We start from the raw sequence: 20526 nt of genomic DNA, 5'->3' as shown, positions 1-20526 counted from the left end.
ACAAGTTAGGGCACCCTAAGTGAACCCATATCGGCGGCCCGGAATGCGCCCCTATGGGACGTGCGGACAAAAAAGCCGGAACCCGCTCGGACAAAAGGCCACCAACGGCTCGAAACCGACTCGTCGCACCGCTGTTTCCCGGCTGTCAGTGCCGGGTGGCAGGATCGACCCATGCCAGACGCGCTCGATGCCACCCCGTACGACGCCCTGCTCCTGCTCTCCTTCGGCGGCCCCGAAGGCCCGGACGACGTGGTCCCGTTCCTGGAGAACGTCACGCGCGGGCGCGGCATCCCCAAGGAACGCCTCAAGGAAGTGGGGCAGCACTACTTCCTCTTCGGCGGGGTCAGCCCCATCAACGACCAGAACCGCGCCCTGCTCCAGGCGCTGCGCGAGGACTTCGCCGCGCACGGCCTGGACCTGCCCGTCTACTGGGGCAACCGCAACTGGGCGCCGTATCTGACCGACACCCTGCGGGAGATGGCCGCCGACGGCCACCGCCGCATCCTGGTCCTGGCCACCAGCGCCTACGCCTCCTACTCGGGCTGCCGCCAGTACCGCGAGAACCTCGCCGACGCGCTGGCCACCCTCCAGGCCGAGGGCGTGGAAGTGCCGGCCGTGGACAAGCTGCGGCACTACTTCAACCACCCCGGCTTCGTCGAGCCCATGATCGACGGCGTGCTGCGGGCCCTGGCCGACCTGCCCGAGGACATCCGCGCGGGGGCCCACATCGCCTTCACCACCCACTCCATCCCGAACGCCGCCGCCGACACCTCCGGCCCCGCCGAGTCCCACGGCGACGGCGGCGCCTACGTGGCCCAGCACCTGGACGTGGCCCGGCTGATCGCCGACGCCGTCCGCGAGCGCACCGGCGTCGACCACCCCTGGCAGCTCGTCTACCAGTCCCGCTCCGGCGCCCCGCACATCCCGTGGCTGGAGCCCGACATCTGCGACCACCTCGAGGAGCGGCACGCGGCCGGCGTCCCGGCCGTCGTCATGGCCCCCATCGGCTTCGTCTCCGACCACATGGAGGTCCTGTACGACCTCGACACCGAGGCGAAGGCCAAGGCCGAGGAGCTGGGCCTGCCGGTGCGCCGCTCGGCGACCGTGGGCGCCGACCCGCGGTTCGCCGCCGCCGTCCGCGAGCTGATCCTGGAGCGGGCCGCCGTGGAGCGCGGCCGGAAGGTCGCCCCCTGCGCCCTGGGCGCCCTCGGCGCGAGCCACGACGTCTGCCCGGTCGGCTGCTGCCCGGCCCGTGCCCCCCGCCCCGCCGCCGCGGGCGCCGACAGCCCCTACGCGTGAGGAGAGCCGTGACCGACCCCCTGCACCGGGACCTGCTCGCACTCGCCCGCGAGGCCGCCCGCCGGGCCGGCGAGCTGCTGCGCGACGGCCGCCCCAGCGACCTGGCCGTGGCCAGGACGAAGTCCAGCAACGTGGACGTCGTCACCGAGATGGACATCGCGGCCGAGAAGCTGATCACCGATCTGATCTCCGGCCGGCGCCCCGGCGACGGCTTCCTCGGCGAGGAGGGGGCCTCGGCCGAGGGCACGAGCGGCGTCCGCTGGGTGATCGACCCGCTGGACGGCACGGTGAACTACCTGTACGGGCTGCCGACCTGGGCGGTGTCCATCGCCGCCGAGCAGGACGGCGAGACCGTCGTCGGGGTCGTCGCGGCGCCGATGCGCGGCGAGACGTACCACGCGGTGCGCGGCGGCGGCGCGTGGGCCACGGGCGCGTGGGAGGGCGAGCGGGCGCTCGCCTGTCGGCCCGCGCCCCCGCTGGACCAGGCGCTGGTCTCCACCGGTTTCAACTACGTCACCGAGGTCCGCGCCCACCAGGCCGAGCTGGCCGCCCGGCTGATCCCGCTGGTGCGGGACATCCGGCGCGGCGGCTCGGCGGCGGTCGACCTGTGCGACGTGGCCTGCGGCCGGCTCGACGGGTACTACGAGCGGGGCCTGCACCCGTGGGACTTCGCGGCCGGGGACCTCATCGCCCGGGAGGCCGGCGCGCTGACCGGCGGACGGCCCGGGGAGCGGCCCTCACGGGAGCTGACGGTCGCGGGCGCCCCGGGCGTCTTCGAGCCGCTCCAGCGGCTGCTGGAGGACTTCGGGGCCTGGCACGACTGACCGGCCCCGGACCCGGCCCGACCGACCCGGTCCGGGCCGGCGGCCGCACGCGAAGGGACCCCGGCGCTGGATTCGCCGGGGTCCCTTGTCGCGCTCGGGCCGATCAGACGCGTGACGCGCCGACCTCCACGCCGTGTTCGGCGGCGAGGCGTCGCAGGTCGTCGAGTTCCGCCTGCTCCACTTCGACAAGGAAGTCGTCGCCCTCGTCACGAGCCCGCGAAAGGTCGGACTCGGTCGCCCTTATGCGCTGCAGAAGTCCTGAGGTGAAAGCGTCCATGCTGCGCCCCCTCGTCCTGGGTCGTGGGTCGGTGGCACGGGGCTGTGCCGTTTGGAACGGGCGATCACGTCTCTCGCGGGTGCCCAGCGCTGCCCGGCCGGGCGGCGACGGTGCCGGACACCCACGCCCGCTCTGCGGAGCGGAAGGCGGAGTACCGCATGGTGCTGCGGCACATGCAGAGCGTGATCGCGGGGTGTAAAGCCGTCCTCCCCCCGCTCCCCTCCGGGGAAACCTAACCACGGGAGAAATTCTCGTATTCCCGCCCCGCAACCTCTGTCCCTGCGGTCCCGAGGGCCGCCTTACAGCCGACTTATGGCCGAAAAGGGCAGGATGGGGGTCACACCCCAACGCAGACCCCTGCCCGCACGCGCCCGCGGCGCGCCACGCGGGTGGACACAGGAAGGACAAGCGACGTGCGCGTACTCGTCGTCGAGGACGAGCAGCTGCTCGCCGATGCGGTGGCCACCGGACTGCGCCGGGAGGCCATGGCCGTCGACGTCGTGTACGACGGTGCGGCCGCCCTGGAGCGCATCGGCGTCAACGACTACGACGTGGTCGTCCTCGACCGCGACCTCCCGCTCGTGCACGGCGACGACGTCTGCCGCCGGATCGTGGAGCTCGGCATGCCCACGCGCGTGCTGATGCTCACCGCCTCCGGCGACGTCAGCGACCGTGTCGAGGGCCTGGAGATCGGCGCCGACGACTATCTGCCCAAGCCGTTCGCGTTCAGCGAGCTGATCGCGCGCGTGCGGGCCCTCGGCCGCCGTACCAGCGTGCCCCTGCCGCCGGTCCTGGAGCGCGCCGGCATCAAGCTCGACCCCAACCGCCGCGAGGTCTTCCGCGACGGCAAGGAGGTCCAGCTCGCGCCCAAGGAGTTCGCGGTGCTGGAGGTGCTGATGCGCAGCGAGGGAGCCGTCGTCTCGGCGGAGCAGCTGCTGGAGAAGGCCTGGGACGAGAACACCGACCCGTTCACCAACGTGGTGCGGGTGACGGTGATGACGCTGCGCCGCAAGCTGGGCGAGCCGCCGGTCATCGTCACGGTCCCCGGCTCCGGCTACCGGATCTGATCGCGGTGGCAGCGACACCCGCGCCGCCCCAGGCGCCGCCGAAGCCCACCTGGGACCCCAGGAGGCCGCAGCCGCCCTTCCCGTGGCTGCGGCCCACGATCCGCATACGGCTGACGCTGCTGTACGGCGGCATGTTCCTGATCGCCGGCATCCTGCTGCTGTCGATCATCTACCTGCTGGCCGCGCAGGCGATCAGCACCGGCAACCAGCCGCTGTTCAAGATCGTCAGCGGTTCGGCGATCAAGGTCACCAGCGACAACTGCCCCGCGGTCACCGCGATCAACTCCGGGCCGTTGCCGCTGTCGGACTTCAACGAGGCGATCGCCCACTGTGTCGACCAGCAGCGCCAGGCGGCCCTGGACAACCTGCTCAGCCGGTCCCTGCTGGCCCTGCTGGGGCTGGCCGTGATCGCCTTCGCGTTCGGGTACGCGATGGCCGGCCGGGTGCTGTCCCCGCTCGGCCGGATCACCCGCACCGCCCGCCAGGTGGCCGGCTCGGACCTGTCCCGCCGCATCGAGCTGGACGGCCCGGACGACGAGCTGAAGGAGCTGGCGGACACCTTCGACGACATGCTGGAGCGGCTCCAGCGGGCCTTCACGGCGCAGCAGCGCTTCGTCGGGAACGCCTCGCACGAACTGCGCACCCCGCTCGCGATCAACCGCACGCTCCTCGAGGTGCACCTGTCGGACCCGAACGCGCCGGTGGAGCTCCAGCAGCTCGGCAAGACGCTGCTGGCCACCAACGAGCGCAGCGAACAGCTGGTCGAGGGGCTGCTGCTGCTGGCCCGCAGCGACAACCAGATCGTGGAGCGCAAACCGGTCGACCTGGCCGAGGTCGCCACCCAGGCCATCGACCAGGTGCACGCCGAGGCGGAGGCCAAGGGCGTGGCCGTCCGCGGCGAGCGCAAACCGGCCGTGGTCCAGGGCAACGGCGTCCTGCTGGAGCGGATCGCGCTGAACCTGGTGCAGAACGCGGTGCGCTACAACGTGCCCGACAGGGGCTGGGTCGAGGTGAACACCGAGGTCGAGCACGGGCAGGCGGTGCTGACGGTCTCCAACACCGGGCCGGTGGTGCCGGCGTACGAGATCGACAACCTCTTCGAGCCGTTCCGCCGGCTGCGCACCGAGCGCACGGGCAGCGACAAGGGCGTGGGCCTCGGCCTGTCCATCGTCCGGTCCGTGGCCCGGGCGCACGGCGGCCACATCCACGCACGTCCCCGGGAGGGCGGTGGCCTGGAGATGCGCGTCACCCTGCCCATGTGACGCGAGCGGACACACGCGGGCTGTGTTCGCTCTACGCGGAATTTTCAAGCGGCCGAACGGACGCCCCTTTGTGTGATCAGTCACATGGGCGGATTTCCGGCCATGTACGGAGAGTGATCATGACGTCGCATGGAAAGCCGGGAATGTCCTGGTTTTCAGGGTCGTTGTTCACGGGAAGTACACGGTGGGGCGCCTTTGAGGTGCGACATCGGGACCGTGTACGGTCCTCACCGCCATCCAAGCCGATCACTCCTGAGGGGTCGGATTGGGTGTCGATTGAGTAACAGACCTTGATGTGAGGCAAAATCTCCGCTTCAGGTCGGGCACAAGTCCGGCCTCTCACGCGTTACGTGCGCTGGAGAACACCGCAGACACCCAGAGGGGGAGAGCGATATGGCAACCGATTACGACACTCCACGCAAGACCGACGACGACGTCGACTCGGACAGCCTTGAAGAGCTGAAGGCCAGGAGGAACGACAAGTCCACCTCGGCGGTGGACGTCGACGAGTTCGAGGCCGCAGAGGGCCTGGAACTGCCCGGCGCCGACCTCTCGAACGAGGAACTGGCCGTCCGGGTACTGCCCAAGCAGCAGGACGAGTTCACCTGCATGAGCTGCTTCCTGGTGCACCACCGCAGCCAGCTGGCCCGGGAGAAGAACGGTCAGCCGATCTGCCGCGACTGCGACTGAGGACGGGTCGGCCATGTCTGGCTCGACCCCTCCCCGGAAGCGCCGCTTCCCCCTGGGGAAAGCGGACCAAGGGCCGCTGGACGGCCCGCACGGCGCGCGTGACGACGGGCGGGGCTCACCCGGCGCGGGAGCCTCGCTCGGACCGGCGGCGGACCGGGACGGCCCCCCGGCGCCGGACCGGCACCCCGCGCCCGTCGCCCGGCGCCGGGCGACGGTGATCCGCGACAAGGCCCGGGACCTGGCCCGGGAAGGCGCCCGCAGGGGCGGCAGCCGGGCCCGTGCGGGCCTCGCCCACCTCGCGGACCGCGTCATCGACATCGCCCCGCGTATCCCCGTACGCGACCTCGCGACCCTGCGCCGCCAGTTCCCCGGCCTCGGACCCGAGGAACTGGCCGACAAGCTGGTGAAGGGCGCGGCGGCCGGCACCTCCACGGTCGGCGCCGGAATCGGGGCGGCGGCGATGCTGCCGGTACCCCCGGCCATGCCGACCGAACTGGCCGCGGAGATCACCGGGGTCGCCGCGATCGAGCTGAAGCTGATCGCCGAACTGCACGAGGTCTACGGCGTACGCCCGCCCGGCGGCCCGAAGGCCCGTACCGCCGCGTATCTGTCCTCCTGGTCGGGGGAGCGCGGCATCGACGTGACGAAGCCGTCGACGTACGACACGGCCCTCGGCGGCCGGATGAAACGCGAACTGCGCCAGCGGATCATGAAGCGGATGGTGCGCAACCTGCCCAACCTGACGCCGTTCCTGGTCGGGGCCGCGGTCGGGGCGGTGGTGAACCGCCGGGAGACCAGAAGGCTCGCCGACCGCGTCCGGGCGGACCTGCGCAGGATGCGGGTGCCCTGGGACGAGCTGCCGGAGCTGCCCCCGCTGGAGAAGCCGGAGCGACCGCTGGAGCTGCCCGAGCCTCCCGAAGAGTCCTAGCCGGGCGCAGGCCGGGTGTTCAGGCGTGCGCCTCGCGTGCCGCGTCGATCGCCGCGGCGAGCCGCTGCGGCTCCCGCGTCGACAGGTACAGGTACGGCGTCGGGTCCTCCGGGTCGGTGACCTCCACGCGCAGCGCCGTCGGGATGTAGGCGCGCAGCAGCAGGAAGGCGCGGGTGTCCGCCTTGTACGTCCGCCAGGCGCGGGCCTCCTCGGCGTCCAGGATCTCCGTCGCGCCCAGCGCCGACACCGGCAGCTTGGCCTCGCCCGCGATCAGCGAGTCCCCCACGACCCGGATGCGCGGGGAGCCGTAGGCGCTCGCCACCACGGCCGCCGCGGCCGTGCCGCCGACCAGGCCGCCGAGCAGGGGCAGGGTGCCGAACGGCAGCAGGATCAGGGCGAGCGAGACGCCCACCAGGAGGCTGATCACCCACCACGAGCGGGGAGCCGTGAGACGTTCTTCGTAGGGGGTGGCGGAGAGCTGCATGAAACCTAGCTTGGCATGGGATCCGTAGTCGGCCGATGCGCGGGTAAGGTCTGCGGCTGTGAGTGGTAGTTCCGCAGCTCTTCAGCCTCCCGCCGACGCGGGCAAGCCCATACGGCACCCCGACGCGCCCGCGCCCGGGGAACTCCTCGGCGCCCACTACGAACACTGTTTCGGCTGCGGCCCCGGTCAGCCGCACGGGCTGCACCTGGAGGCCCGGGCCGGCGAGGGCGTGTCGCTGACCGCCGAGTTCACCGTGCGCCCCGCCCACCAGGGCGCCCCGGGGCTCGCCCACGGCGGAGTGCTCGCCGCGGCCCTGGACGAGACCCTCGGCTCGCTGAACTGGCTGCTGCGCACGATCGCCGTGACCGGACGGCTGGAGACGGACTTCGTCCGGCCCGTGCCCGTGGGTGCCACGCTGTTCCTGGCGGCCGAGGTCACCGCCGTCGCCGGACGCAAGATCTACTCCACCGCCACCGGACGCGTCGGCGGCCCGGACGGCCCGGTCGCCGTCCGCGCCGACGCCCTCTTCATCGAGGTCAAGGTGGACCACTTCATCGACCACGGCCGCCGGGAGGAGATCCAGGCCGCCATGAACGACCCGGACCAGATCCGGCGCACCCGCGCCTTCGAGGTGAACCCGTGAGCCGTAGCCCCCTCGACGTGCTGATCCGCCGGGTGGACCCCGACGTCCCGCTCCCGGCGTACGAACACCCGGGTGACGCCGGGGCCGATCTGCGCACCACCGAACCCTGCGAGCTGGCGCCCGGCGAGCGCGCCGTGCTGCCCACGGGAGTGTCGATCGCCCTCCCGGAGGGGTACGCGGCGTTCGTGCACCCGCGATCCGGCCTCGCCGCCCGCTGCGGTGTCGCCCTCGTGAATGCCCCGGGGACGGTTGATGCCGGGTACCGTGGGGAGATCAAGGTGATCGTGGTGAATCTCGACCCGCGCGAGAGCGTGCGGTTCGAGCGCTTCGACCGGATTGCCCAACTGGTCGTCCAGCAGGTCGAGAGGGTCCGCTTCCAGGAGGTGGCGGAACTTCCCGGCTCGGCGCGGGCCGAGGGGGGCTTCGGGTCCACCGGTGGCCATGCCGCGGTGGGCGGCGACAGCGGCACAAGCGGTCAGGCCGCCGTAGGCGGTCCGACGGGTGGGAATCGATACGCTTCGGTCGTATCCGACCGGGAAGGACAGTGACGTGTTCGGACGTCGCAAGAAGAAGGGTGCCGCCGAGGACGCGGCCGGCGAGGCCGAGCAGGTCGTCGACAGCGTCGACACCGAGGCGGAGGAAGAGGAGGCCGGGAGCGAGCGCCTCCGGCTGGAGCCCGGGCCCCGGCCCGACGGGCCGTGGGACAGCAGCGAGGTGCGCGACCCGGCCGAGGGCCGCGTGGACCTCGGCGGACTGTTCGTGCCGGGCGTCGACGGCATGGAGCTGCGGGTCGAGGTCGCCGGGGACGCCATCGTCGCCGCCACCGTCGTGCTGCGCGACAGCGCCGTGCAGCTCCAGGCGTTCGCCGCGCCCAAGCGCGAGGGCATCTGGGCCGAGGTGCGCGAGGAGATCGCCTCCGGCATCACCCAGCAGGGTGGCATCGTCGACGAGGTCGAGGGCCCGCTCGGCTGGGAGCTGCGCGCCCGGGTCCCGGTGCAGCTGCCCGACGGCACCGGCGGCTTCCAGGTCGTCCGGTTCGTCGGCGTGGACGGCCCGCGCTGGTTCCTGCGCGGTGTGATCTCCGGGCAGGGCGCGGTGCAGCCGGAGGCCGCCGGGCTGCTGGAGCAGATCTTCCGCGACACGGTCGTGGTGCGCGGCGAGGGCCCGATGGCTCCGCGCGACCCGATCGTCCTCAAGCTGCCGAACGACGCGCAGATGGTGCCCGAGGGTGTCCAGCAGGAGGAGGGCTCGCGCTTCTCCGGCGGGATGGGGCAGTTGCAGCGGGGCCCGGAGATCACCGAGGTCCGCTAGGCGCTCCGCTGGGTTCAGCAGGGATGTACGGGCCGTGCCTTTGAGGTGCGGCCCGTTTTCGCGGGGGCGCGCCGTTGGGGGTGCCTGTCCGTTGCCGGGTGCGGCGCCGTCGTGGGTGCTCGCGCAGTTCCCCGCGCCCCTTCGGGGGCGCCTTCTCGTCAGGGTTGCGTCAAAGTTGCCCGCTGTTCGTTCTTCTGGTCCTGAGCGGCGGGGCGGGCGGCCGTAAGGTCGACGCTGCGCAGACTTCGGGCACGGAAAGACAATGTGGGCATGGGACGCGGCACGCTTCGGATCTACCTCGGTGCGGCACCGGGCGTGGGCAAGACCTACGCCATGCTGGCCGAGGGACACCGCCGTACCGAGCGGGGCACGGACTGCGTGGTCGCGTTCGTGGAGCACCACGGCAGGCCGCGCACCGAGGTGCTGCTGCACGGCCTGGAGCAGGTGCCGCGCAGGGGGCTGGAGTACCGGGGCGCCGTCTTCGAGGAGATGGACGTGGACGCGGTGCTGCGCCGGGCCCCCGCCGTCGCCCTCGTGGACGAGCTGGCCCACACCAACGTCCCGGGCTCCCGCAACGCCAAGCGCTGGCAGGACGTGGAGGAGCTGCTGGCCGCCGGGATCGACGTCGTCTCCACCGTCAACATCCAGCACCTGGAATCACTCGGCGACATCGTGGAGTCGATCACCGGGGTGCGCCAGCGTGAGACCGTCCCCGACGAGGTGGTACGCCGGGCCGACCAGATCGAGCTGGTCGACATGTCCCCGCAGGCCCTGCGCCGCCGCATGGCGCACGGCAACATATACGCGCCGGACAAGGTCGACGCGGCCCTGTCCAACTACTTCCGGCCCGGCAACCTGACCGCCCTGCGCGAGCTGGCGCTGCTGTGGGTGGCCGACCGGGTCGACGAGTACCTGAACGAGTACCGCAGCGAGCACCGGGTCTCGGCGATATGGGGCTCCCGGGAGCGGATCGTGGTGGGCCTGACCGGCGGCCCCGAGGGACGCACCCTCATCCGCCGGGCCGCCCGGCTCGCCGAGAAGGGCGCCGGCGGCGAGGTCATGGCCGTCTACATCGCCCGCAGCGACGGGCTGACCTCGGCCTCCCCGAAGGAGCTGGCCGTCCAGCGGACGCTCGTGGAGGACCTCGGCGGAACGTTCCACCACGTGGTCGGCGACGACATCCCGGCCGCGCTGCTCGACTTCGCGCGCGGGGTGAACGCCACCCAGATCGTGCTGGGCTCCTCGCGCCGCAAGGCATGGCAGTACGTCTTCGGGCCCGGCGTCGGCGCCACGGTCGCCCGCGACTCCGGCCCCGACCTGGACGTGCACATCGTCACCCACGAGGAGGTCGCCAAGGGCCGGGGACTGCCCGTGGCCCGCGGCGGCCGGCTCGGACGGGCCCGGATCCTGTGGGGCTGGGCGGTCGGACTGGCCGGCCCCGTCGTGCTCGCGCTCGGCCTGAACACCGTCGGCCTCGGCCTCGCCAACGACATGCTGCTGTTCCTGGCCGTCACCGTCGCCGCGGCCCTGCTCGGCGGCCTGCTGCCCGCGCTGGCCTCGGCGGCCTTCGGCTCGCTGCTGCTGAACTACTTCTACACCCCGCCGCTGCACCGGCTGACCGTCGCCGACCCCAAGAACATCGTCGCCATCGCGATCTTCTTCGGGGTCGGCATGTCGGTCGCCTCGGTGGTGGACCTCGCCGCCCGGCGCACCGACCAGGCGGCCCGGCTGCGCGCCGAGTCGGAGATCCTCTCCTTCCTCGCCGGCAACGTGCTGCGCGGCGAGACCAGCCTGGAGGAGCTGCTGGAACGGGTCCGCGAGACCTTCGCCATGGAGTCCGCCGCGCTGCTGGAACGGGAGAGCGACGTGGCGCCCTGGACCTGTGCGGGCCGGGCCGGCTTCGGGCCGCCGCTGGAACGCCCCGAGGACGCCGACGTGGACATGCCCGTCGGCGACCACATGGCGCTCGCGCTCACCGGCCGGGTGCTGCCCGCCGCGGACCGCCGGGTGCTGGCCGCCTTCGCCGCCCAGGCCGCCGTGGTCCTGGACCGCCGGCGCCTCCAGGAGGAGGCCGACCAGGCCCGCGCGCTCGCCGAGGGCAACCGCATCCGCACCGCCCTGCTGGCCGCCGTCAGCCACGATCTGCGCACCCCGCTCGCCGGCATCAAGGCCGCCGTGACCTCCCTGCGCTCCGACGACGTGGCCTGGTCCGAGGAGGACCGGGCCGAGCTGCTGAAGGGCATCGAGGAGGGCGCCGACCGGCTCGACCACCTCGTGGGCAACCTCCTCGACATGTCCCGCCTCCAGACCGGCACGGTGACGCCGCTGATCCGCGAGATCGACGTGGACGAGGTCGTCCCCATGGCCCTGGGCGGCGTGCCCGAGGACAGCGTCGACCTGGACGTGCCCGAGACGCTGCCGATGGTCGCCGTGGACCCCGGGCTGCTGGAGCGGTCGGTGGCCAACCTGGTGGAGAACGCCGTCAAGTACAGTCCACCCGGACGGCGCGTCCTGGTGGCCGCGAGCGCCATCGCCGACCGGGTCGAGGTGCGCGTGGTGGACCGCGGTCCGGGCGTGCCGGACGAGGCCAAGGAGCGGATCTTCGAGCCCTTCCAGCGCTACGGTGACGCTCCGCGCGGCGCCGGCGTCGGGCTCGGCCTCGCGGTCGCCCGGGGCTTCGCCGAGGCCATGGGCGGCACCCTCGCCGCGGAGGACACGCCGGGCGGCGGGCTCACCATGGTGCTGAGCCTGTGCGCGGCGGGACCGCGCCCCGAGCCGCTCCCCGCTGCGGAGTTTCGTACCGAACCGGAAAGGCACACCATATGACCCGGGTGCTCGTGGTCGACGACGAGCCGCAGATCGTGCGCGCCCTCGTGATCAACCTCAAGGCACGCGCGTACGACGTGGACGCGGCCCCCGACGGCAGGACCGCCCTCGAACTCGCCGCCTCCCGCCACCCCGACGTGGTCGTCCTCGACCTGGGCCTGCCCGACATGGACGGCGTGGAGGTGATCCGGGGCCTGCGCGGCTGGACCCGGGTGCCGATCCTGGTGCTGTCCGCCCGGCACTCCTCCGACGAGAAGGTGGAGGCGCTGGACGCGGGCGCCGACGACTACGTGACCAAGCCGTTCGGCATGGACGAGCTGCTGGCCCGGCTGCGGGCCGCGGTGCGCCGGGCCGAGCCGGCCGGGCCCGGCGAGGACGACCTGACGACCGTGGAGACCGAGGGCTTCACCGTCGACCTCGCCGCGAAGAAGGTCCACCGCGACGGCAAGGACGTCCGGCTCACCCCGACCGAGTGGCACCTGCTGGAGGTGCTGGTGCGCAACACCGGCCGCCTCGTCGGCCAGAAACAGCTGCTTCAGGAGGTGTGGGGGCCGTCGTACGGCACCGAGACCAACTATCTGCGGGTGTACATGGCCCAACTGCGGCGCAAGCTGGAGGCCGACCCGTCGCACCCGAGGCACTTCATCACGGAGCCGGGGATGGGCTACCGGTTCGAGAAGTGAGCCGGCGGGCGCTCTCAGCGCCCTGTCGGCCCTGTCGGCGGCCCCGGTACGCTTCACATATGACTGCTGTCCCTCGTTCCGAAAAGCCGGCCGGCCGGTTCCGGCGCATGCTCGACCGGCTCTCCTCGTCGCAGGAGGACCTGGAGTCCGAGGAGCTGCGCGAAGACGCCGAGACGGCAGGCTGCATCAAGATAGGCGACTGCCACGACCGGCAGATCGTCACCGTAACTGGTACCTTGCGCACGGTCACCCTGCGCCCGCGCGCCGGAGTCCCGGCCCTGGAGGCCGAGCTCTTCGACGGCTCCGCCGCCTTGGACGTCGTGTGGCTGGGCAGGCGCTCCATCGTCGGGATAGAACCGGGGCGCAAGCTGATCGCATCGGGCCGGATCTCGATGAGCCGGGGCCGCCGGGTGCTGTTCAACCCGAAATACGAACTGCGACCCCTCGGACGGGAGTAGCCGGTGACGTCCCTCGACAAGCCGACCGAAGACACCGACCAGACTCAGCCCCAAGACGCCCGCGCGGTGACCGAGGCGGCGCTCTTCGAGGCCTTCGGCGGGGTCCGCGGCATGGTCGAGACGGTCGTGCCGGGCCTGCTCTTCGTCGCGATCTTCACGATCAACAAGGACCTGCACCTGTCCGCGATCGCCGCGCTGGCGGTCTCCCTGGTGCTGGTCGTCGTCCGGCTGGCCATGCGGGACACCGTCAAGCACGCCTTCAGCGGTGTCTTCGGCGTGGCCTTCGGCGTCGTCTTCGCGATGTTCACCGGCAACGCCAAGGACTTCTACCTCCCCGGCATGCTCTACACGCTCGGCCTGGCCGTGGCGTACATCGTCACCGCCCTCGCCGGGGTCCCGCTGATCGGCCTCATCCTGGGCCCGGTCTTCAAGGAGAACCTCTCCTGGCGCACCCGCAACCCGGGCCGCAAGAAGGCGTACACCAAGGCCAGCTGGGCCTGGGGTCTGATCCTGCTCGCCAAGTGCGCGATCCTCTTCCCGCTGTACTGGTGGGCCGACACCACCCAGCTCGGCTGGGTCCTGGTCGCCCTGAAGATCCCGCCGTTCCTGCTCGCGGTCTGGCTGACCTGGGTCTTCCTGGCCAAGGCACCCGCGCCCATCGACGTGTTCGCGGAGATGGAGGCGCAGGAGAAGGCGGAACAGGCCGAGAAGGAGCGCGCGGCGGCGGCCCTCGCCGTCGAGACCGTCGAGACCGGTGAGCCGAACGCGGGGCGGCACCGCCGGGAGGCGTGAGCGGCCCGTACGACGACGAAGGGCGCCCTTGTCACCAAGGGCGCCCTTCCGCGTGCCGGGCTCAGCTCTCGCGCCGCACCGACAGCAGTTCCTCCAGCTGCTCCTCCCGGGCCTGGGCGGCCACGAACAGCAGCTCGTCACCCGGCTCCAGGGAGTCCTCCTTGGAAGGGGTCAGCACCCGGGTACCGCGGATGATCGTGACCAGGGAGGTGTCCTGCGGCCACTCCACGTCCCCCACCTGGGTGCCGGCCAGGGCCGACTCCTCGGGCAGGGTCAGCTCCACCAGGTTGGCGTCGCCGTGGCTGAAGCGCAGCAGCCGGACCAGGTCGCCGACGCTCACCGCCTCCTCGACCAGGGCGGACATCAGCCGCGGGGTGGAGACGGCGACGTCCACGCCCCATGCCTCGTTGAACAGCCACTCGTTCTTGGGGTTGTTCACCCGGGCGACGACGCGCGGGACGCCGTACTCGGTCTTCGCCAGCAGCGAGACGACCAGGTTCACCTTGTCGTCGCCGGTCGCGGCGATCACGACGTTGCAGCGCTGGAGCGCCGCCTCGTCCAGGGAGGTGATCTCACAGGCGTCGGCCAGGAGCCACTCCGCCTGCGGGACGCGCTCGACCGAGATGGCGGTCGGCGCCTTGTCGATCAGCAGGACCTCGTGGCCGTTCTCCAGCAGCTCGCCCGCGATCGAGCGGCCGACCGCGCCGGCCCCGGCAATGGCGACCCTCATCAGTGACCGCCCTCCTCTTCCGGGCCCCCGGCGAACGCCGCCTCGACCTTGTCCACGTCGTCCGTCCGCATCATCACGTGCACGAGGTCGCCCTCCTGCAGCACCGTCTGGGAGGTGGGCAGGACCGCCTCGCCCAGCCGGGTCAGGAACGCCACCCGGACGCCCGTCTCCTCCTGGAGCTTGCTGATCTTGTGGCCGACCCACTTCGGGGAGGCGTGCACCTCGGCGAGCTGCACCCCGCCGGTGGGGTCGCGCCACAGCGGCTCGGCGCCCGAGGGCAGCAGCCGGCGCAGCATCTGGTCGGCGGTCCAGCGGACCGTGGCCACGGTGGGGATGCCCAGCCGCTGGTAGACCTCGGCGCGCCGGGGGTCGTAGATGCGGGCCGCCACGTTCTCCACGCCGAACATCTCGCGGGCCACGCGCGCGGAGATGATGTTGGAGTTGTCACCGCTGGAGACCGCGGCGAAGGCGCCGGCCTCCTCGATGCCCGCCTCGCGCAGGGTGTCCTGGTCGAAGCCGACGCCGGTGACCCGGCGGCCCCCGAAGCCCGGGCCCAGCCGGCGGAAGGCGGTGGGGTCCTGGTCGATCACGGCGACCGTGTGGCCCTGTTGCTCCAGGGTCTGGGCAAGAGCGGAACCCACTCTTCCGCAGCCCATGATGACGATGTGCACGACCGTCCTTCCGGTGTCCAAAAGTTACTGCTCAAGCATCAGGGTCTCAGACAGAGGCCCAAAGCTACACACGGGCGCCACGCGCTCCGTACCCCCTGCCCGGCACGGAGCGAGCCGGACGCGAGCGACACGGCGAGTGATCCTGAGCACGCCCGCGAGGTCTGGATTCCGAGGCCGGACGGGAGCGGCGGTGTCCGGATCGGCACCCGGGGCACGCGCGGGCGCGCTCCGGCGGGCGACGACAGGCGGCGTTTGCCACCCGGGCACGGCGGGCACCCGCCACCACGGATTCCGAAGTTCCGCGTGCCCCCGATTTCACTCGTGAGGCAGATACAGCACGCCGGGTGGGCGGGTGCCAGTTCGAAGGCTTACGATCCTCTCTCGTGTCCAAACTGACCGACGTGCCCAAACGGATCCTGATCGGGCGCGCACTGCGCAGTGACCGGCTGGGGGAAACCCTCCTGCCGAAGCGCATCGCACTCCCCGTCTTCGCCTCCGACCCGCTGTCCTCCGTCGCCTACGCGCCGGGGGAGGTCCTGCTGGTCCTGTCCATCGCGGGCGTGTCGGCGTACCACTTCAGCCCCTGGATCGCCGTCGCGGTCGTCGTGCTGATGTTCACCGTGGTCGCCTCCTACCGGCAGAACGTGCACGCCTACCCGAGCGGCGGCGGCGACTACGAGGTCGCCACCACCAACCTCGGCCCCCAGGCCGGGCTCACCGTGGCCAGCGCCCTGCTGGTGGACTACGTCCTGACCGTCGCCGTCTCCATCTCCTCCGGCATCGAGAACCTCGGCTCCGCGGTCCCCTTCGTCGTCGAGCACAAGGTGCTCTGCGCGGTCGCCGTGATCGTGCTGCTGACGCTGATGAACCTGCGCGGCGTGAAGGAGTCCGGCAAACTCTTCGCGATCCCGACGTACGTGTTCGTCGGCGGCGTCTTCATCATGATCCTCTGGGGTGCCTTCCGGGGCCTCGTCCTCGGCGACACCATGCGCGCCCCCACGGCCGACTACCACATCAAGGCCGAGCACCAGGGCCTCGCCGGCTTCGCGCTGATCTTCCTGCTGCTGCGCGCCTTCTCCTCCGGCTGCGCGGCCCTCACCGGCGTCGAGGCGATCTCCAACGGCGTCCCGGCCTTCCGCAAGCCCAAGTCGAAGAACGCGGCGACCACGCTCGCGATGATGGGCCTGCTCGCCGTCACCATGTTCTGCGGCATCATCGCCCTCGCGATGACGACGAAGGTCCGCATGGCCGAGACCCCGGCCACCGACCTGCTGCACCACGGCGTCCCGGTCGGCCCCGACTACGTCCAGAACCCGGTGATCTCGCAGGTCGCCGAGGCGGTCTTCGGCAAGGGCAGCTTCCTGTTCGTCCTGCTCGCCGCCGCCACCGCGCTGGTGCTGTTCCTGGCCGCCAACACGGCGTACAACGGCTTCCCGCTGCTCGGCTCGATCCTCGCCCAGGACCGCTACCTGCCGCGCCAGCTGCACACCCGCGGCGACCGGCTCGCCTTCTCCAACGGCATCGTGCTGCTCGCCGGCGCGGCCGTGCTGCTGGTGTTCATCTACGGCGCCGACTCCACCCGCCTGATCCAGCTGTACATCGTCGGCGTGTTCGTGTCCTTCACGCTCAGCCAGACCGGCATGGTCCGGCACTGGAACCGCCACCTCGCCACCGAGAAGGACCCGGCCAAGCGCAGCCACATGATCCGCTCCCGCGCGATCAACACGTTCGGCGCCTTCTTCACCGGCCTGGTGCTGGTGGTCGTGCTGGTCACCAAGTTCACGCACGGCGCCTGGGTGGCCCTGCTCGGCATGTGCATCTTCTACGCGACGATGACCGCGATCCGGAAGCACTACGACCGGGTCGCCGACGAGATCGCCGCGCCCGAGGGCCCGAGCGACGACATGGTCCGCCCCTCCCGGGTGCACTCCGTCGTCCTCATTTCCAAGATCCACCGGCCCACGCTGCGCGCCCTCGCCTACGCCAAGCTGATGCGCTCGGACACCCTGGAGGCGCTGACCGTCAACGTCGACCCGGCCGAGACCAAGGCGCTGCGCGAGGAGTGGGAGCGGCGCGGGATCGACGTACCGCTGAAGGTGCTGGACTCGCCGTACCGGGAGATCACCCGCCCCGTGATCGAGTACGTCAAGAGCCTGCGCAAGGAATCTCCGCGCGACGCGATCTCCGTGATCATCCCCGAGTACGTGGTCGGCCACTGGTACGAGCACCTGCTGCACAACCAGAGCGCCCTGCGCCTGAAGGGCCGCCTGCTCTTCACCCCCGGCGTGATGGTCACCTCCGTCCCCTACCAGCTCGCCTCCTCCGAGGCCGCCCGCGCCCGCGCCCGCAAGCGCCAGGAGTGGAACGCCCCCGGCGCGGTCCGCCGTGGCCCGGCCGTGGAACGGACCAAGGAGCCGTCGGGGAAGGAGTGAGGGACGGAGCCGGGGGTCACCGGATGTCCGGCGGGATCGAGGGGGAGCGGGCCGGGGGTCACCGGATGTCCGGCGGGATCGAGGGGGAGCGGGCCGGCGGGACGTCCGGTGGGGACCGAGCGGCAGCGGACCGGCGTTGCATCCGGTGGGAACAGGCGGGTACGGGAAGGCCGTAGACTGGTGGGCTGTCGACCGTCGGCCGACCGCCCCCGCCCCCCTCTCCCTTCTCCTTCGTACTTCCTTCTCTTCTCTCTCTTCGATCTGGAGTCGTCCCACCATGCAGGCAGAACCGACCAAGTCTCCGGTGTCTCTGGTGGGTGAGGAGTACGAGGTCGAGGTCGGCCCCGTCGCCCACGGCGGCCACTGCATCGCCCGCACGTCCGAGGGCCAGGTGCTGTTCGTCCGGCACGCGCTGCCCGGAGAGCGGGTGGTGGCCCGGGTGACCGAGGGCGAGGAGGGCGCGCGTTTCCTGCGCGCGGACGCCGTACGGATCCTGGAGCCGTCCAAGGACCGCATCGAGGCCCCCTGCCCCTTCGCCGGCCCCGGCCGCTGCGGCGGCTGCGACTGGCAGCACGCCAAGCCGGGCGCCCAGCGCCGCCTCAAGGCCGACGTGATCGCCGAACAGCTCCAGCGGCTGGCCGGCCTCACCCCGGAGGAGGCGGGCTGGGACGGCACGGTGGTCCCGGCTGAGGGCGACAAGCTGCCCGCCGGCCAGGTGCCGCAGTGGCGCACGCGGGTGCAGTACGCGGTGGACGCCTCGACGGGCAAGGCCGGCCTGCGCCGCCACCGCTCGCACGAGGTCGAGCCGATCGACCACTGCATGATCGCGGCGGCGGGCGTGAGCGAGCTGGGTATCGAGAAGCGGGACTGGACCGGCATGGAGTCGGTCGAGGCGATCGCGGCGACCGGCTCCCAGGACCGCCAGGTGGTCCTCACCCCGCGCCCCGGCGCCCGCCTGCCGCTGGTCGAGCTGGACCGGCCGGTGTCGGTGCTGCGGGTGGACGAGAAGTCCGGTGGTGTGCACCGCGTCCACGGCCGCCCCTTCGTCCGCGAACGGGCGGACGGCCGTACGTACCGGGTGGGCGGCGGCGGTTTCTGGCAGGTCCACCCGAAGGCGGCGGACACGCTGGTGACTGCGGTGATGCAGGGTTTGCTGCCGCGCAAGGGTGAGATGGCCCTGGACCTCTACTGCGGTGTCGGCCTCTTCGCCGGCGCCCTCGCCGACCGCCTCGGCGAGCAGGGCGCGGTCCTCGGCATCGAGTCGGGCAAGCGGGCGGTGGAGGACGCGCGGCACAACCTGGCCGACTTCCCGCGGGTCCGCGTCGAGCAGGGCAAGGTCGAGTCGGTCCTGCCGCGCACCGGCATCACCGAGGTCGACCTCATCGTCCTCGACCCCCCGAGGGCGGGAGCCGGCCGCAAGACGGTCGCCCACCTCTCCACCCTCGGCGCCCGCCGCATCGCCTACGTCGCCTGCGATCCCGCTGCGCTGGCCCGGGACCTGGGGTACTTCCGCGAGGGCGGCTACCGGGTACGGACGCTGCGGGCGTTCGATCTGTTTCCTATGACGCATCATGTGGAGTGCGTGGCGATTCTGGAGCCTGCTACAAAGGGGATCTGACCAGCGGCTTTCTGGGTCCTTCAGGTGCGGCCTGTGGTGCTCGACCGGTTTCCCCAAGCACACGGCGTTGAGCGTTGCGTAGGTGCGCGCCACGTGTGTCACCTGCGGTTTCGCGTAGCGAGGCGCGGGTGAGAGGTGCTTCGCCAATGTCGGCCAGCTGTCGAGCTCAAGGCGAAGGCCCTGCACGGCGAGGATGCCAGCGAGCGCCGAGAGAGGACTGAGTCAGCTTGTGATCACACGGAAAGCCGTATCCGTCGCTCGTCGCTCGTCGCTCGTCGCCCGGCCGACCGGTCCGGGCGGCTCGCCTCCGGCGCCTCAGCTGCGGGCTGCTGGACGGTTGCAAATCGCCAGGTAGTCCCGGGCCTTCGCCACATTCGATGCGAGGTCAGCGACGGAATCGACCACCAGCCGGCGATCGGTCCAGGGTTCGTACCCGGTCCTCCGCGGCTGCACCGCTTTCCAGGTCGGTTCCTCGAAACCCGTGCTGCTCCGAGACCGGTGCTCCAGTCGGCGGCGGTGGACCTGTGTGTCGGAGCACACCACCTCGATGACCGCTACGGGCACCCGGTGGCGGCCGGCCAGCGCTCGCCATTGCTGACGGGCCGTCTCCACGGCGTTGACGGCGTCGATGACCGGGTCGGGGATGCCCGCGTCGGTACCCGCGACCAAAGGCACTCCCTGCGTGTCGAGCCACCGGACACGTTCGAGGAGCCGGTCGGCGATGGCCTGACCGCGTCCAGGCCGGCGCGCGGCACCTGGAGATCGGGCATTCGGCCCAGCACGTCGTCAGCGGGTTCCTCGGCCACCACAGCGTCCCGCACCAGTACTAGGGTGACCGGAGCGTCGCCGAACTGCCTGGCGGCAGGGTGGTTCGGGGTCATCTTCGACGCGGCCGGGCGGATCGCGGGCGTGGAGACCGGGACCCTCCCTTGAGCCGGGCGCCACCGGACCCCGGCCGCCGGGACCTGCCCGCCGGGGTCCCTCAGTCCTCCTCGCCGAGGATCTCGTCGTTGGAGTCGAACTGATGGCTACCGGCGGGCAGGTCGGGGAAATACGAGCTCCCGGACTCTCCCGTCAGGACGGCCAAGAGAAAGGAAGCGCACTGAGTGGCGTGGTGCTCCCACTCGGGACCGCGCCCCTCGTTGAACATCACGGTCCACTCGTTCGGACTCTGCCCCGGTCCGGCGAGCCAGTAGAGCATCGCTCCGCTGTCCTCGATGTAGGCCCAGGGCAGGACCCGCGTACCCGGCCTGCCGAGTTCCGCCGGCTTCGGCTCGGTCTGCCACAGCTGGGCGAGCACCTTCTCCCGCTCCGCGAACTGGGCCACGAGGTTGTAGTCCTCGTCAGGGCACTGCGGGTCGAACAGCCATACCGTCTCGTCGAAGACGCCGCCGCCGTAGACCTCGACCAGTTCCTTGTAGTCGTCCGGCAACGGCGTGTCGAGCGCACGTTCGACAGCGTTCCAGTCACGGGTCCGCCGGGGAGTGCCCGGCGGAACGATCTCGATGAGCCTGGTCACATCGGGATGCAT

21 protein-coding genes are annotated in these 20526 nt (G+C 71.6%); 15 read left to right on the top strand and 6 right to left on the bottom strand.

The window, feature by feature from the left end; all coding sequences use genetic code 11:
* The first annotated feature begins 171 nt into the window (after positions 1-171).
* Both ACSURM_RS09950 and ACSURM_RS09945 read left to right on the top strand, forming a co-directional pair.
* The gene (locus ACSURM_RS09950) at positions 172-1299 is read left to right on the top strand and encodes a ferrochelatase (protein WP_436954648.1); all 1128 of its coding nucleotides are present in this window, start codon (positions 172-174) and stop codon (positions 1297-1299) included.
* Between the two features lie 8 nt (positions 1300-1307).
* Complete coding sequence (locus tag ACSURM_RS09945) at positions 1308-2123, top strand: inositol monophosphatase family protein (protein ID WP_436954647.1); 816 nt, start codon at positions 1308-1310, stop codon at positions 2121-2123.
* 103 nt (positions 2124-2226) lie between these two features.
* On the opposite strand, the gene ACSURM_RS09940 is transcribed toward ACSURM_RS09945, so the two are convergent.
* Positions 2227-2400, bottom strand: a complete 174-nt coding sequence (locus tag ACSURM_RS09940) for a hypothetical protein (protein WP_167345744.1) — start codon at positions 2398-2400, stop codon at positions 2227-2229.
* Positions 2401-2813: 413 nt separating this feature from the next.
* Here ACSURM_RS09940 and ACSURM_RS09935 point away from each other — a divergent pair, with 413 nt between their 5' ends.
* The 4 genes from ACSURM_RS09935 (at position 2814) to ACSURM_RS09920 (ending at position 6347) form a co-directional block, all read left to right on the top strand.
* Positions 2814-3467: a response regulator transcription factor gene (locus tag ACSURM_RS09935; RefSeq protein ID WP_007387794.1), complete on the top strand. Its 654-nt coding sequence runs from the start codon at positions 2814-2816 to the stop codon at positions 3465-3467.
* Positions 3468-3472: 5 nt separating this feature from the next.
* Positions 3473-4729 carry a sensor histidine kinase gene (locus tag ACSURM_RS09930; protein ID WP_436954646.1) on the top strand — a complete coding sequence of 419 codons (1257 nt, stop codon included), beginning with the start codon at positions 3473-3475 and terminating at the stop codon, positions 4727-4729.
* 393 nt (positions 4730-5122) lie between these two features.
* A complete protein-coding gene (locus ACSURM_RS09925) occupies positions 5123-5419 on the top strand; it encodes a DUF4193 domain-containing protein (protein WP_005481602.1) in 297 nt (98 codons plus the stop codon).
* Between the two features lie 13 nt (positions 5420-5432).
* Positions 5433-6347, top strand: coding sequence for a hypothetical protein (locus ACSURM_RS09920; protein ID WP_436954645.1), 915 nt, complete (start codon positions 5433-5435; stop codon positions 6345-6347).
* Positions 6348-6366: 19 nt separating this feature from the next.
* On the opposite strand, the gene ACSURM_RS09915 is transcribed toward ACSURM_RS09920, so the two are convergent.
* A complete protein-coding gene (locus ACSURM_RS09915) occupies positions 6367-6831 on the bottom strand; it encodes a DUF3093 domain-containing protein (protein WP_436954644.1) in 465 nt (154 codons plus the stop codon).
* A gap of 58 nt (positions 6832-6889) precedes the next feature.
* On the opposite strand from ACSURM_RS09915, the gene ACSURM_RS09910 reads away from it, so the two are divergent.
* From ACSURM_RS09910 to ACSURM_RS09880, 7 genes are all read left to right on the top strand, one after another.
* A complete protein-coding gene (locus ACSURM_RS09910; protein ID WP_249456554.1) occupies positions 6890-7474 on the top strand; it encodes a PaaI family thioesterase in 585 nt (194 codons plus the stop codon).
* Positions 7471-8022, top strand: a complete 552-nt coding sequence (gene dut, locus ACSURM_RS09905; protein WP_030609154.1) for a dUTP diphosphatase — start codon at positions 7471-7473, stop codon at positions 8020-8022. The genes ACSURM_RS09910 and dut overlap by 4 nt, the downstream gene beginning before the upstream one ends.
* Before the next feature lies 1 nt (position 8023).
* The gene (locus ACSURM_RS09900; protein WP_436954643.1) at positions 8024-8785 is read left to right on the top strand and encodes a DUF3710 domain-containing protein; all 762 of its coding nucleotides are present in this window, start codon (positions 8024-8026) and stop codon (positions 8783-8785) included.
* 270 nt (positions 8786-9055) lie between these two features.
* Positions 9056-11611: an ATP-binding protein gene (locus tag ACSURM_RS09895; protein WP_436954642.1), complete on the top strand. Its 2556-nt coding sequence runs from the start codon at positions 9056-9058 to the stop codon at positions 11609-11611.
* On the top strand, positions 11608-12294 hold the full coding sequence (locus tag ACSURM_RS09890) for a response regulator (RefSeq protein WP_436954641.1): 687 nt from the start codon (positions 11608-11610) through the stop codon (positions 12292-12294). The genes ACSURM_RS09895 and ACSURM_RS09890 overlap by 4 nt, the downstream gene beginning before the upstream one ends.
* 59 nt (positions 12295-12353) lie before the next feature.
* Positions 12354-12752 carry an OB-fold nucleic acid binding domain-containing protein gene (locus tag ACSURM_RS09885; protein WP_078844252.1) on the top strand — a complete coding sequence of 133 codons (399 nt, stop codon included), beginning with the start codon at positions 12354-12356 and terminating at the stop codon, positions 12750-12752.
* Between the two features lie 3 nt (positions 12753-12755).
* A complete protein-coding gene (locus ACSURM_RS09880) occupies positions 12756-13544 on the top strand; it encodes a DUF3159 domain-containing protein (RefSeq protein WP_436954640.1) in 789 nt (262 codons plus the stop codon).
* Between the two features lie 61 nt (positions 13545-13605).
* Here ACSURM_RS09880 and ACSURM_RS09875 read toward each other — a convergent pair whose 3' ends face one another.
* Both ACSURM_RS09875 and ACSURM_RS09870 read right to left on the bottom strand, forming a co-directional pair.
* Complete coding sequence (locus ACSURM_RS09875; RefSeq protein ID WP_030609167.1) at positions 13606-14274, bottom strand: potassium channel family protein; 669 nt, start codon at positions 14272-14274, stop codon at positions 13606-13608.
* Complete coding sequence (locus ACSURM_RS09870) at positions 14274-14945, bottom strand: potassium channel family protein (protein ID WP_189997226.1); 672 nt, start codon at positions 14943-14945, stop codon at positions 14274-14276. Before ACSURM_RS09870 ends, ACSURM_RS09875 begins: the two co-directional genes overlap by 1 nt.
* A 383-nt stretch (positions 14946-15328) precedes the next feature.
* Here ACSURM_RS09870 and ACSURM_RS09865 point away from each other — a divergent pair, with 383 nt between their 5' ends.
* Both ACSURM_RS09865 and ACSURM_RS09860 read left to right on the top strand, forming a co-directional pair.
* Complete coding sequence (locus tag ACSURM_RS09865) at positions 15329-17377, top strand: APC family permease (RefSeq protein ID WP_436954639.1); 2049 nt, start codon at positions 15329-15331, stop codon at positions 17375-17377.
* Positions 17378-17654: 277 nt separating this feature from the next.
* Positions 17655-18995, top strand: coding sequence for a class I SAM-dependent RNA methyltransferase (locus tag ACSURM_RS09860; RefSeq protein WP_436954638.1), 1341 nt, complete (start codon positions 17655-17657; stop codon positions 18993-18995).
* Positions 18996-19310: 315 nt separating this feature from the next.
* Here the strand turns inward: ACSURM_RS09860 and ACSURM_RS09855 are convergent, their stop codons facing one another.
* Both ACSURM_RS09855 and ACSURM_RS09850 read right to left on the bottom strand, forming a co-directional pair.
* Positions 19311-19664, bottom strand: coding sequence for an AAA family ATPase (locus ACSURM_RS09855; protein ID WP_189997220.1), 354 nt, complete (start codon positions 19662-19664; stop codon positions 19311-19313).
* A gap of 313 nt (positions 19665-19977) precedes the next feature.
* On the bottom strand, positions 19978-20526 hold the full coding sequence (locus tag ACSURM_RS09850; protein ID WP_189997219.1) for an SMI1/KNR4 family protein: 549 nt from the start codon (positions 20524-20526) through the stop codon (positions 19978-19980).

It is taken from the genome of Streptomyces sp. SudanB182_2057, assembly GCF_964272715.1.
GTDB lineage: Bacteria > Actinomycetota > Actinomycetes > Streptomycetales > Streptomycetaceae > Streptomyces > Streptomyces rubradiris.
The sequence above is the reverse complement of the archived record's forward strand: the minus strand, read 5'-3'. Positions and strand labels throughout refer to the sequence as shown.

Excerpts from the sequence above, each read along its gene's own strand:
- ACSURM_RS09920 (WP_436954645.1), top strand. The coding sequence starts at position 5,433 with ATGTCTGGCTCGACCCCTCCCCGGAAGCGCCGCTTCCCCCTGGGGAAA.
- ACSURM_RS09915 (WP_436954644.1), bottom strand. The coding sequence starts at position 6,831 with ATGCAGCTCTCCGCCACCCCCTACGAAGAACGTCTCACGGCTCCCCGC.
- ACSURM_RS09950 (WP_436954648.1), top strand. The coding sequence starts at position 172 with ATGCCAGACGCGCTCGATGCCACCCCGTACGACGCCCTGCTCCTGCTC.
- ACSURM_RS09940 (WP_167345744.1), bottom strand. The coding sequence starts at position 2,400 with ATGGACGCTTTCACCTCAGGACTTCTGCAGCGCATAAGGGCGACCGAG.
- ACSURM_RS09890 (WP_436954641.1), top strand. The coding sequence starts at position 11,608 with ATGACCCGGGTGCTCGTGGTCGACGACGAGCCGCAGATCGTGCGCGCC.
- ACSURM_RS09850 (WP_189997219.1), bottom strand. The coding sequence starts at position 20,526 with ATGCATCCCGATGTGACCAGGCTCATCGAGATCGTTCCGCCGGGCACT.
- ACSURM_RS09925 (WP_005481602.1), top strand. The coding sequence starts at position 5,123 with ATGGCAACCGATTACGACACTCCACGCAAGACCGACGACGACGTCGAC.
- ACSURM_RS09895 (WP_436954642.1), top strand. The coding sequence starts at position 9,056 with ATGGGACGCGGCACGCTTCGGATCTACCTCGGTGCGGCACCGGGCGTG.
- ACSURM_RS09860 (WP_436954638.1), top strand. The coding sequence starts at position 17,655 with ATGCAGGCAGAACCGACCAAGTCTCCGGTGTCTCTGGTGGGTGAGGAG.
- ACSURM_RS09875 (WP_030609167.1), bottom strand. The coding sequence starts at position 14,274 with ATGAGGGTCGCCATTGCCGGGGCCGGCGCGGTCGGCCGCTCGATCGCG.
- ACSURM_RS09885 (WP_078844252.1), top strand. The coding sequence starts at position 12,354 with ATGACTGCTGTCCCTCGTTCCGAAAAGCCGGCCGGCCGGTTCCGGCGC.